The organism is Providencia sp. SP181 (assembly GCF_050446505.1).
Classification (GTDB): domain Bacteria; phylum Pseudomonadota; class Gammaproteobacteria; order Enterobacterales; family Enterobacteriaceae; genus Providencia; species Providencia vermicola.
The window spans coordinates 1-12990 of the sequence record NZ_JBBPXM010000014.1 but is presented as its reverse complement, the minus strand read 5'-3'; the positions used below and the strand labels follow the sequence as shown (position 1 = coordinate 12990).

At 44.3% G+C, this 12990-nt stretch carries 11 protein-coding genes; 4 read left to right on the top strand and 7 right to left on the bottom strand.

Translation table 11 applies throughout. The features are described 5' to 3' along the window. Positions 1-85 precede the first annotated feature (85 nt). A complete protein-coding gene (locus AABS66_RS18090) occupies positions 86-901 on the top strand; it encodes a sulfite exporter TauE/SafE family protein (RefSeq protein WP_430225258.1) in 816 nt (271 codons plus the stop codon). A 171-nt stretch (positions 902-1072) separates the two neighbouring features. Then, on the top strand, positions 1073-2740 hold the full coding sequence (gene glnS, locus AABS66_RS18085; protein ID WP_206085289.1) for a glutamine--tRNA ligase: 1668 nt from the start codon (positions 1073-1075) through the stop codon (positions 2738-2740). A gap of 209 nt (positions 2741-2949) precedes the next feature. On the opposite strand, the gene AABS66_RS18080 is transcribed toward glnS, so the two are convergent. The 7 genes from AABS66_RS18080 to kdpF all read right to left on the bottom strand — a co-directional run bounded on the left by AABS66_RS18080 (position 2950) and on the right by kdpF (position 11309). Further along, positions 2950-3345, bottom strand: a complete 396-nt coding sequence (locus AABS66_RS18080; protein ID WP_430225257.1) for a DUF5329 family protein — start codon at positions 3343-3345, stop codon at positions 2950-2952. A gap of 92 nt (positions 3346-3437) precedes the next feature. Further along, the gene (gene kdpE, locus AABS66_RS18075) at positions 3438-4121 is read right to left on the bottom strand and encodes a two-component system response regulator KdpE (protein WP_430225255.1); all 684 of its coding nucleotides are present in this window, start codon (positions 4119-4121) and stop codon (positions 3438-3440) included. A 16-nt stretch (positions 4122-4137) separates the two neighbouring features. Next, the gene (gene kdpD / locus AABS66_RS18070; protein ID WP_430225254.1) at positions 4138-6825 is read right to left on the bottom strand and encodes a two-component system sensor histidine kinase KdpD; all 2688 of its coding nucleotides are present in this window, start codon (positions 6823-6825) and stop codon (positions 4138-4140) included. Positions 6826-6836: 11 nt separating this feature from the next. Further along, entirely contained in the window at positions 6837-7427 is a 591-nt protein-coding gene (kdpC, locus tag AABS66_RS18065; protein ID WP_206085293.1) for a potassium-transporting ATPase subunit KdpC, read from the bottom strand. Positions 7428-7437: 10 nt separating this feature from the next. Further along, positions 7438-9501 (bottom strand): potassium-transporting ATPase subunit KdpB, encoded by a 2064-nt coding sequence (gene kdpB / locus AABS66_RS18060; protein WP_206085294.1) that lies wholly within the window; start codon positions 9499-9501, stop codon positions 7438-7440. A gap of 13 nt (positions 9502-9514) precedes the next feature. Beyond that, complete coding sequence (gene kdpA, locus AABS66_RS18055; protein ID WP_206085295.1) at positions 9515-11218, bottom strand: potassium-transporting ATPase subunit KdpA; 1704 nt, start codon at positions 11216-11218, stop codon at positions 9515-9517. 1 nt (position 11219) lies between these two features. Continuing rightward, positions 11220-11309 (bottom strand): K(+)-transporting ATPase subunit F, encoded by a 90-nt coding sequence (gene kdpF / locus AABS66_RS18050; RefSeq protein ID WP_206085296.1) that lies wholly within the window; start codon positions 11307-11309, stop codon positions 11220-11222. A gap of 446 nt (positions 11310-11755) precedes the next feature. Here kdpF and AABS66_RS18045 point away from each other — a divergent pair, with 446 nt between their 5' ends. Continuing rightward, positions 11756-11962: a YbfA family protein gene (locus AABS66_RS18045; RefSeq protein ID WP_047756317.1), complete on the top strand. Its 207-nt coding sequence runs from the start codon at positions 11756-11758 to the stop codon at positions 11960-11962. Positions 11963-12165: 203 nt separating this feature from the next. Next, positions 12166-12909, top strand: coding sequence for a type 2 GTP cyclohydrolase I (locus tag AABS66_RS18040; protein WP_206085297.1), 744 nt, complete (start codon positions 12166-12168; stop codon positions 12907-12909). Positions 12910-12990 lie beyond the last annotated feature (81 nt).

Here is a 12990-nt window from a genome sequence, read left to right as displayed (position 1 = left end):
CTCAAAGCAGGTTGTCGAATCTGCACAAGCAAGGCGGCTTACTCATCGATAAGATATTTTCTCAATGACTGATGAGGAATTTTCTGTGGAACTGCTTCTTTGCTTATTTGGGTTTATTTCAGGGATCACAACTGCATTATTTGGTTTTGGTGGTGGGTTTATCACGGTTCCACTGTTGTATGCATTAATTACCTTAGTCTGGGGGCCGCAAAGCGATGCAAGCGCAGTGGCAATGCAAGTTGCGGTGGCAACCTCCACTTGTGTGATGATTTTTTCATCAACGCTATCGAGCCGTGCCCATTATTTAAAAGGCAACCTAAGCTGGCCAATTATCAAGCCGTTTATTATTCCGATTTCAATTGGCGGAATAGTTGGGGCAATTGTGGCGTTATCGGTAGATAGTGCGTTGATCCGCTGGATATTTATTAGTTATTTGATAATCACGATTTTGGATTGTTTTATTCGCCCTGGTTTTATGCAAACAGGATCGGAAGGTATCAAAGCTTCTCGAGGGGGCATTTTTGCTGATACCCCGATTGGCGTGGTGATTGGTGCTGTGGCGGCATTTTTAGGGGTGGGCGGTAGTGTGATGACCGTTCCATTAATGCGACGCCGCGGTGCGAGTATGATCCAAGCGGCGGCTTTTGCTAACCCGTTGACGCTACCGATGGCAATCACAGGGACATTAACTTACTTTTATTTTGCAATTGATAAGCACGTTGACCTCGGCGCGGGTTTTCTTGGCATGATTTACCTCAAAGGCGCGTTAATTTTGATTGCTGCTTCTTGGTTGGGGATCCGTTTTGCTTCATTATTAATGCCTTACCTCAGCGATAAGCGCCATGCACAAAGCTACCCATTGTTGCTGTTAGTGGTATTAACCGTGATGTTATTGACCTAAAAAAGGCGAGCAAGCAGAGCTCAATGTGCCTATTTTTTGTTGTGTTTGCCTCTTTGCTATAGCTTTTATCGGTTAAGCTCAATCAAACGGTTGTTTCCTGACGGATTATGGTAGAATATATCTGGTTACTAACCGCTTTTAGCGCGCTTTTGGCATTGAGGAATGATGACAATGAATGAGGCAGATGCTCGCCCAACAAATTTTATCCGTCAGATCATAGATGAAGATCTGGCGAGCGGAAAACACACGTCGGTCCATACGCGTTTTCCACCAGAACCGAATGGCTATTTACACATCGGCCACGCGAAATCAATCTGCTTGAACTTTGGCATTGCAAAGGACTATCAGGGACAGTGCAACTTACGTTTTGACGACACCAACCCTGTTAAAGAAGACGTTGAATACGTTAACTCAATCCAAGAAGACGTCAAATGGTTAGGTTTCGAGTGGACGGGCAATGTTCGTTACTCTTCTGACTATTTTGATACTTTATATCAATACGCCATTGAGCTGATTAAAAAAGGCTTAGCTTACGTTGATGAGCTAAGTGCGGACGAAATTCGTGAATACCGCGGCACATTAAAGGAGCCTGGTAAAAATAGCCCATACCGTGAACGCTTAATCGAAGACAACCTCGCATTATTTGAAAAAATGCGTGATGGCGGCTTTGAAGAAGGTAAAGCGTGTTTACGTGCGAAAATCGATATGGCATCGCCATTTATGGTCATGCGTGATCCCGTTTTATATCGTATTAAGTTTGCAGAACACCACCAGTCTGGCAATAAGTGGTGCATTTACCCAATGTATGACTTCACGCATTGTATTTCTGATGCGCTAGAAGGGATCACACACTCTTTATGTACATTAGAATTCCAAGACAACCGTCGTTTATATGACTGGGTACTGGATAACATCACGATTGATTGCCATCCACGTCAGTACGAGTTTTCTCGTCTGAATTTGGAATATACGGTGATGTCTAAGCGTAAGCTGAACCAATTAGTGACAGAAAAGCACGTGAACGGCTGGGACGATCCACGCATGTTAACCATTTCAGGTTTACGTCGTCGTGGCTATACCGCTGCGTCAATCCGTGAGTTTTGCCAACGCATTGGTGTGACTAAACAAGATAATAACGTCGAAATGGCGTCACTAGAGTCATGTATTCGTGATGATCTGAACGTGTCGGCTCCACGTGCCATGGCGGTGATTGACCCTGTGCGTGTGGTGATTGAAAACATGCCAGCAGGCGAAGAAATTTTAACGGCGCCAAATCATCCAAATAACCCTGAAATGGGTACGCGTAAAGTGCCTTTTAGCAATGAAATTTATATTGACCGTGCGGATTTCCGTGAAGAAGCCAATCGTCAATTTAAACGTTTAGTGTTAGGCAAAGAAGTGCGCTTACGTAATGCATATATCATCAAAGCAGAACGTGTGGAAAAAGATGCTGATGGCAACATCACAACCATTTTCTGTACGTATGATGCAGGCACATTAAATAAAGACCCAGCCGATGGACGTAAAGTGAAAGGTGTTATTCACTGGGTAAGCGTACAACATGCATTGCCAGCGGAAATTCGTCTGTATGACCGTCTGTTTACTGTGCCAAACCCTGGTGCGGAAGAGGATTTCTTATCGGTTATCAACCCAGAGTCGCTGGTTATTCGCCAAGGCTTTGTTGAACCAAGCTTAAAAGATGCTGCCCCTGAAAAGGCGTACCAATTTGAGCGTGAAGGGTATTTCTGTGCGGATAATAAGTTAAGCAGCGCAGATCATTTAGTGTTTAACCGGACTGTTGGGTTGCGTGATACTTGGGCGAAAATCGAAAATTCTTAATTTGATGTCCCCGTCATACTTTGCACCACAGGGGTGTTGGCTTCATTAAGTTACCCGAGTCACATACTTATGTATGCTCACGGGATAACTTAATTTGCCGCCTACCTGTGGTACAAATTATTTAGGGGCCAGACCGAGTATTAGAACAAAAAAAACGCTGGCAAATAAATGCCAGCGTTTTTTATAGTAATCTACAAAGCCTGCAGAATCTATTCGGGCTTGCTATCTACTTTTTCTTTTAATAAATCATGTAAATATTGATTGGCGGGGAATACGTTACCTTGAGCGTCTTTAACTTGGTATGCTTCGCCTGTGATGGACGATTTTGAGGCCACATTGTCAATAAACTGTTCAGTGGTGTTTAGGCGTTTTTCTGTTTTGCGTAATTTTAAACGTAAATGGGATTCTGCATCGACCGCGTTATGTTCTGTGCCGTTACGAGTAAATGTCAGGTTTTGTTGCTTACCAAGTTCCGTGAGTAAAGATTCAGTACGCGTTTTTTCTTCTGGGCTCAACGCGAGGGCTTGAGTAGTCACAAAAATCCCTAAAAAAAGGACTAAGGCAGATGAAAAGCGGTTTGATAATTGGGTCGTTAATGTTTGCACGAATTTCTCTCCATAGAAAATAATGGGGAAATTATAGCCAGCCAAGGGGTTTAAACTAGCGGAAAGATTCCGAGAATTGGGTGTAAAATGACTTATGGCATAAACCGATAGCCAATACCTGTTTCCGTTAATAAATGAATAGGGCGAGTCGGGTCATTTTCCAGTTTTTGCCGTAAATGCCCCATATAAATCCGCAAATAATGGTTATGCTCAATATAACTAGGCCCCCACACTTGCAATAACAAATGTCGTTGAGTCAAGACTTTACCGCTATTGGCAACTAACTCGCTAAGTAAACGAAACTCGATAGGCGTTAGGTGTAATTCTTCGTTTTGCTTAGTGACAATGCGATTAATAAAATCGACAGTGACATCCCCAAATTGAAATTGTGAGCTTTCTTGACCCACTTTACCAAATCGGCGTAGTGCTACACGGACTCGAGCTAGTAACTCACTGATACCAAAAGGTTTTGTTAAATAATCATCCGCACCTGCATCAAGAGCCGCAACTTTTTGTGATTCTTCTTCACGGGCAGACAAAACAATAATGGGAATGCTGCTCCATTTTCGTAAATCACGAATTAAATCAAGGCCATCACCGTCAGGCAGCCCGAGGTCTAAAATCAGTAAATCCGGTTGCCTTGTACCTGCTTCAATCAAACCCCGTAGGCAATTCTCAGCTTCGAAAACTTTCCAGCCTTCACCCTCCAATGCAAGTCGGACAAAGCGGCGAATTTCTTTTTCATCTTCAATAATCAGAATTTGATGGCTGCTCACAATAAGTTAATGTCTCCTAAACTTCAGCTTCAATATCAGGGAGTTGCTTTAAAGGTAAAACAAAGTGGAAGCTGGCTCCACCTTTATTATTGTTTTGTGCCCAAATTTCTCCTTCGTGTAATTGAATAATAGCACGACAGATAGCAAGCCCAAGGCCAACGCCAGGAATTGCGGATTCTTTTTGAGCGCGGGAGAATTTATCAAAAATTGTTTTTTCTTGCCCATCGGGAATTGCGTTACTGGCATCCCAGACTTCAATATGAATTTTCTGCCTTTCGACTCGGCCATTGATACCAATTGGGGTATCTTCATGGCTATATTTGACGGCATTTTCCAATAAATTAATTAATACCCGTTCAATTAACATAGCATCGCAATATAACAGTAAATCAGCAGGAATATTAATTTCCAATGGGTGGCTGTGTAGCGTGTAATCTAATGTTCTAACGGCGCTACTGGTTATTTCTTGCAAAGATTCCCATTCAAGGTTGGGTTGAATACTGCCTGATTGCAAACGTGCCATGTCGAGTAAATTATTCACTAAACGCGAGGTGCTAAGCACTTGTTGACGCATTTGGTTTACTTGCGCGGTATGGGGCGAATTTTCCGCGGATAAATCTAACATCAATATTTCTGTTTGCCCAAATAGCACGGTTAGCGGTGTTTTTAAATCGTGGGAAAGCGCTGCCAGCAACGAATTACGCAATTGTTCACGTTCAATATCTAATTTAGCGGACTCTGCTTGTTTTGTCAGCTGTAAGCGCGAAAGGGCGCTGGCGATCAGCCCAGTAAAGGTTTGCAGCATGCGTTGTTGTTCTGGGATCATCAACTGGCGTAAATTACGGGGTTCGATAGCTAATACTGCGAGGGTTTGGTCTGCTGTCGTGATAGGTTGTAATTGATAAGGTACACTCGGCAGAGTATCTGTCCCAGCCCCTGCGGGTTGGCGCTTATCAAAACTCCATTTTGCGATGGCTTTGTCAATCTGCATGGGGGTATGTCCATCACATTGCAGTGGTAATAAATCACCATTTTCATCAGGTACTAATAGGCAGCTTTTGGCTTGAAACGCGTTATTAAGGAAGTGATAGCCTGTTTTACCAATATCTTCTGTATTGAGTGCTTGCCCTAGTTCTTTTGTCATTTCATATAAATGACGAGTTCGCTGTTCTCGATAGCGGGCAATTCTCGCTTGATAGCGCATACCAGCAGTTAGGTTTCCCACCACAACCCCAACAATTAGCATCACCGTAAAGGTTACTAAGTACTGCATGTCCATGATGGCGAGTGAAAAGTGTGGTTGAACAAAAAACAGGTCGAAACTAATAACATTCACGAGTGCGGCAAAAATAGAAGGACGGCGTCCGTAAAACAGAGCTATCAACACAACACCTAAGAGGTACAGCGTCACAAGGTTTGCTTTGTCTAACGCGAGTAAAAATGTTCTCGAAAATAAAGTGATAGCAGCGCACATCACAATAGCCATCATGTAGCCATTTAAATCAGAGCGCCATTTTTCAGAAAACGGCTTTCTTTCAGGTTCTTTATCCCAATCACTTTTTTCTTCAAGGGCGACAATCACTAAATCGAGATCGGGCCCTAATTTCCCTAAGCGGTCGGCAAAACCAGGGCGGAAATTGAGTTTGGGCCATTTACGGTGTTTATCGCGGCGCCCAATCAATATCTTGCCTAAATTATGTTCCCGTGCATAACGGAGTATGGCTTTTTCTTCTGAAGAGTCGGATAGGGTAGCAGTTTCTGCCCCTAAATCTTGGGCAAGGCGCAGCGCTTTGAGTACGGCGCGGCGTTGAGATTCAGGGAGCTGGTGGAGGGTGGGAGTCTCGACATAAACCGCATGCCACACGCTGCCAAACTTTGCAGCAAGTCGCGCCGCGGCACGTACCAGTTTTTCGTTACCCATATTGTGGCCAATGCACAATAAAAGCCCGTCACGGGTGTGCCAGACGGGGGCGTCCCCTTTGCCATCACGAAACTCTCTCATTTGGTCATCGACACGATCGGCGGTGCGGCGTAAAGCCAGCTCACGTAGCGCGATTAAATTTCCTTTACGGAAAAAATGCTCAATAGCGCGTTCGGCTTGCCCTGGAATATACACTTTGCCTTCTTTCAGGCGTTGGCGTAGATCGTCAGGGGGCAAGTCGACTAACACCACTTCATTAGCGGCATCAAAAATATGGTCAGGAACCGTTTCGCGAACACGAATACCCGTAATGCTCCCCACAATATCATTCAAACTTTCAATGTGTTGAACGTTAATGGTGGTAAGCACATCGATGCCTGCATCTAATAACTCTTCAACATCTTGCCAGCGTTTTGGGTGGCGGCTGCCTGTTGGGTTACTAAATGCCAACTCATCCATGAGTATAATGGCAGGGTGTCTCGCAATTGCTGCATCAATATCAAACGCATTTAAGCGACGACCGCGGTGCTGCAATTTTCTGTGTGGTAACACAGAAAGCCCATCCAATAAGGCTGCAGTTTCTTCCCGTTCATGGGTTTCTACTACGCCGATAAGGACGTCTAACCCTTGTGAACGCAAGCGTTGAGCCTCTTGTAGCATGGCGTAGGTTTTTCCGACGCCAGCACAGGCACCGAAAAAAATTTTTAATTTACCTCGGCCATCTTCATTGGCTTTTACCAATAAGTCATCAGGGTTTGGGCGAGCAGGTTCCTGATTTTTCATAACTCACCTTATTAACGTTGGCTATTTATTTGCTGCATGTATTCATCTAGTGCCAAATTCAGTTGTAGCACATTCACAACGGGTTCACCTAAAAAGGGCAGCAAGGCCGTTTCTGTTTGTGCCGTAATTAATGATTTTACGGCCTCTAATGAAACCTGTCTGCTTTTCGCAATGCGTGGGGCTTGATAAATGGCCGCGTCAACCGAAATATTAGGGTCAAGACCACTAGCAGAGGCAGTCAATAAGTCTACAGGGATCGCATTTCCAGCTTCAGGATTCTGTGCACGCAGCAGTTTACTACGTTCAGCCATCGTTTGTTGTAACAAGGGATTACTTACCGCAAAGTTACTTCCCCCAGATGCTAACGTGTTGTATGGACTTTCCGCGGTGGCGGAGGGGCGACCATGAAAATACCCCTCACTTTGTATATTTTGCCCAATCAGTTTGGAACCGACAACATGCTCATCTTGTGTGATTAAAGAGCCTTTTGCTTGCCATGGGAAAAAGACATTGGCAAGGCCTGTGACCAATAGAGGGTAGGCTATTCCAGTTAATAGGGTTAGCACCAATAACATGATAATGGACGAACGGATCATGCTCATAATCAAATCCTTAAATACCAAATAGGCTAATAAACATATCGATCAATTTGATCCCCACAAAAGGCACCAACAAGCCACCTAAACCATATAAGCCTAAGTTTCGTTGCAAAAGTGATTGGGAGCTCATTGGGCGATAATTCACGCCTTTAAGTGCCAATGGGATCAAAAAGACAATAATCAGTGCGTTGAAGATTACCGCAGAAAGCAAGGCAGAAGCAGGTGAGTGCAAGTGCATAATATTTAACGCGTTAAGTTGTGGCCATGTCACGGCAAAGGCGGCAGGGATGATGGCAAAGTATTTGGCAATATCATTTGCAATACTGAAGGTGGTCAATGAACCACGAGTCATTAGCATTTGTTTACCAATGTGCACGACTTCAATAAGTTTGGTTGGGTTTGAGTCTAAATCTACCATGTTCCCAGCTTCTTTCGCGGCTTGGGTGCCCGAGTTCATGGCAACAGCAACGTCAGCTTGGGCGAGTGCAGGCGCATCGTTTGTCCCGTCACCGGTCATGGCGACCAATCGGCCTTCTGATTGGTATTGACGGATCAAGGCAAGCTTAGCTTCGGGGGTTGCCTCGGCAAGGAAATCATCGACACCCGCTTCCGCCGCGATGGCAGCGGCAGTTAAGTGGTTATCCCCCGTGATCATCACTGTTTTGATCCCCATGCTGCGCATTTGGGCAAATCGTTCTTTCATCCCACCTTTGACGATATCTTTGAGCGCGACGACGCCTAAAACAGTTTGGTCGTCAACGACAACTAATGGTGTTCCTCCTAAATGGGCGACTTTCTCCACCAATTTATCGGCTTCTTCGGGAAATTTTTGATGATTAGCTTCAACGTAGCGACGAATGGCATCGGCAGAACCTTTGCGGATCATGCGTTCACCGACGTTAACACCACTCATACGGGTCATTGCAGAGAATGGTACGAAAGTAGCATTCATTCCGTGAATATCTCTTTCACGTAAATTGAATTTTTGTTTCGCAAGCACGACGATACTGCGTCCTTCAGGGGTTTCATCAGCGAGTGAAGAAAGCTGTGCTGCATCTGCTAGTTGTTCTTCCGTAACGCCAGTTAAAGGCAGAAACTCAGAGGCTTGGCGGTTTCCTAAAGTGATGGTGCCTGTCTTATCAAGCAATAAAACATCCACATCCCCCGCGGCTTCAACAGCTCGCCCGCTGGTGGCGATAACATTCGCACCTAACATGCGGCTCATACCTGCTACACCAATAGAGGAAAGCAGGCCACCAATGGTCGTTGGGATCAAACAGATTAATAATGCAATCAGTACTAATATGGAAACCGCGCTGCCAGCCCCTGCATACTCAGCGGCAAAAACCGTAAATGGATACAAAGTTGCACACACTAATACAAAGATAATGGTGAGTGCAGTTAACAAAATAGTTAAGGCGATTTCATTCGGTGTTTTGCGGCGCTGTGCGCCTTCGACCATGGAGATCATGCGGTCTAGGAATGTCTCCCCAGGGTTAACGGTACATTCAACAATCAGCCAGTCGGACAGCACACGTGTTCCGCCTGTCACAGAGGAAAAATCGCCACCTGATTCGCGGATCACTGGAGCAGATTCCCCTGTGATCGCGCTTTCATCCACAGATGCTCCGCCCTCAAGAACTTCCCCATCACAAGGAATGGTTTCCCCTGCACGGATCAGCACGATATCACCTTTGCGCAGTTGATCGGAGCTGACAATTTCTTGTGTTGCATCCAATGAGGCCGCGGTAAGGCGAGTGGCATTGCTTTGCTGTTTTACACCTTTTAAACTTTGGGCTTGGGCCTTACTGCGTCCTTCGGCTAAGGCTTCAGCAAAATTGGCGAACAGTACGGTAAACCACAACCATAAGGTGACCATACCGCTAAACCATGCACTTCCTTCAGACAAACCTGCTGCCATCATTGCCCATAATAAGGTGGTGATCAGGCTACCGATATATACCACAAACATCACGGGGTTACGCCATTGGGCTTGTGGTGTGCATTTTTTTACGGCATCAATAATAGACTGTTGGATTAACTTTTTATCAAATAAAGGTGTTTTTTGCTTTTTCATTTTTTTCCCCTGATTATCCCGCAAAACCAATTTGTAGCTGCTCAGCAATTGGACCTAGTGCCAATGCAGGGACAAAAGTCAGTGCGCCAATAAGGAGGACAGTAAAGATTAATAAGCCAATAAAGAGTGGGCCTACGGTCGGCAATGTAGCCTGGCTTTGTGCTTGGGATTTTTTAAGTGCCATTGAGCCCGCAATCGCAAGTACGGGCAAGATGACGCCAAAGCGGCCGATAAACATGGCGATAGCAAGTAGCACATTGTAGAACGGGGTGTTGGCACTGAGTCCTGCGAATGCGCTACCATTGTTATTGGCAGCCGATGAAAAGGCATATAACACTTCGCTAAAGCCATGGGCGCCTGGGTTTAAAATGCCTGAACGTCCTGCATCGGTCATTAAGGCGATGGTTGTACCAAGTAGCACTAAGGTTGGTGTCACTAAAATTGCCAGTGCAACCATCTTCATTTCACGGACTTCAATTTTTTTCCCTAAGTACTCGGGAGTACGGCCAATCATTAGTCCAGCAAGGAAGACAGCGAGAAGAACAAACAGCAACATGCCATACAGACCAGAGCCGACACCGCCAAAAACGACTTCACCAATCTGCATTAACCACATTGGCACCATGCCGCCCATCGCTGTAAAGGAATCATGCATCGCATTGACAGCACCACAGGAGGCAGCGGTTGTGACAACGGCATATAAAGCCGAGGAAAGAATACCAAAGCGGCTTTCTTTGCCTTCCATGTTAGCGTTACTATTGGCGTGTAACTCACTTAGAAATGGATTGCCAACATACTCCGCTTTAATGACCACAATGGCGGCGATAACAAAAATGATCCCCATAACCCATAACAAGGTATGTCCTTGTTTGTTATCACCCACAGAACGACCGAAGGCAAAACACAACGCGGTAGGGATTAAGAATATTGCCAGCATCTGAACAAAATTACTTAATGCAGTCGGGTTTTCAAACGGATGAGAGGAGTTTGAACCAAAGAAGCCACCGCCATTGGTTCCCAGTAATTTAATCGCTTCTTGGGATGCGACAGGGCCCATTGGTAACAGTTGGGTTGTGTTATCTAAATTGTCAACTAAGAGGTAGTCAGAAAAGTTTTGGATCACCCCTTGGCTGACAAAAAATAAAGCAACAACAATGGCGAGAGGGAATAATAAATAGAAGGTGATACGGTAGATATCGACCCATGCATTCCCCAATGTTTTACTGCCATGGCGTGAAAAAGCACGGATCAAGGCAAAAACCACAGCTATACCCGTAGAGGCTGAGAGGAAGTTTTGTACGGTTAAGCCTGCCATTTGGCTTAAATAGCTCAACGTATTTTCACCGCTGTAAGATTGCCAGTTGGTGTTTGCTACGAAGCTTATCGCAGTATTGAAGGCTAAATCCCAACTCATACCAGCAAAGTGCTGTGGATTGAGCGGCAAGCTGCCCTGAAACATTAAAATGGCGAATAGCAAAACAAAACCGAGCACATTGAATAAAACAATGGCTAAGGCATATTGTTGCCAATTCATTTCGGCAGCTGATTTTCCAGGTTGTTTAATCCCCGCTAAACGCCAAAGCAATGATTCACTAGCCATTAAAGGACGAGGAATATCACTGTCAATAAGACGTGCAATTCCATTACCTAACGGTTTAGCTAAGATAAATAAGACCAGCAGGAAGCTGCCAATCAGTAAAAATGCTGTGGTGGCCATATCAGAAATCCTCCGCGTTAAGCAGGGCATAAATCAGATAAACCAGCAGTAGAACAACGAGAACTGCCCCAAAAATGGAAAGTAATGACACAGTGTTTTCTCCTTATTATTTCCATGAAATAAGGGTAGAGAGTTCGTTGTAAAGAAGCTGATAAAAAGATAGGACTAGGTGTAAAAAAAGTATAAAAATACACATTTTTTAATCAACTAAGCGAGGAATAGACACTCTTAAGTGAAATAACTAATAACACTTAAATTTTAACCTGTTATTTAATTGTTGCCACAATGTTTGTTTTTAACGATTTTGGGTTAAATTTTGTAGTAAAAATACAGAATAATGGGGAATTATTAGTAATATTTTAATTTTAGTGGTCAGATGAGTAGTTTTATTACACAGTTTGCGCTATTCTATATTCAGTTAATTAATTCTCGTATTATCTGTTCGGTTTTAGTCGCTCTGTGAAATAGCTGTATTTGGGGAGTTTTTAGAGCAAAGCTGGGATCGACAAATAAAGTGGCAACTGAAGGAGGATATCGATGTCCACATACCGCGAATATTCCCGTAATCAGGTACTTGCACGCCGCACTGCTGCTGTAACGGCAGGCATTATTGCGTTTCCTGTTATGGTTTTTCACCCGAAAAGAGCTAAATATTACAGTTACTTAAATAAAGTTTGGTCGAAAACAAGCGATAAGCCTGTATGGTTAGAGCGTTCAGAGACCACACTTGAAAGCCATCGTTAACCTTGCGTCTTAAGTAATTGATAAGAGCCCCTGCAATGACTCGTTGTGGGGGTTTTGTTTTTTATACCCCTACTTTTCTTTTCGAATGATGCACTTCAAATAACACAGAAAAAAAGTATGTTTCCGCTTATGATTATTGATTATCAGTAAATTATATTCAAAATGGCGTTATAGATTCGCTGTGCAGTAAAAAGGACAACATCATGCATAACTTAAGATTAGAAGAAGTCATTAACGATGAGCTCAAAGTGAGTGAGTTTCAAGATTTTGCACCAAATGGGCTGCAAGTTGAAGGACGCCCTCATGTGCATAAAATCATCACAGGAGTGACTGCCTGCCAAGCTTTACTCGATGTCGCCGTTGAGAAAAAAGCGGATGCGGTGATTGTTCACCATGGCTATTTTTGGAAAAATGAGCCTGCCATTATTAAAGGTATGAAAAAGAATAGATTAAAAACATTATTAGCTAATGATATTAATCTTTATGGTTATCACCTTCCTTTAGATGCGCACCATCAATTAGGGAATAATACACAGCTTGCTTATATCATGGGCGTCCAAGTGAATGGCCAAATTGACCCATTAATGCCATTTGGCTTTTTTGACCAGCCAATTACCCCAGCAGAATTGACCAATCGCCTAGAAACGCGCCTAGGTCGTAAAGTCCTTCACTGTGGCGACAACGCGAAAGAAGAAATTCGTCAAATCGCATGGTGCACAGGGGGCGGGCAAGGTTTTATTCTGCAAGCCGCAGAGTTTGGTGTTGATGCCTTCGTCACAGGGGAAGTCTCAGAACAAACGATTCATATTGCAAGGGAAATGGGGATCCATTTTTACAGCGCAGGGCACCATGCCACAGAGCGTTACGGGATTAAGGCGTTAACCAAGTGGCTAGTTGATGAGCAGGGGTTGGACGCCGAGTTTGTCGATATCGATAACCCAGCCTAAATTCTCGTCATATTTCGAGCTGTGGCGGTGTTGGCTTCACTCGGCTACTTGGGTCACATACTTATGTATGCTCCCCAAGCT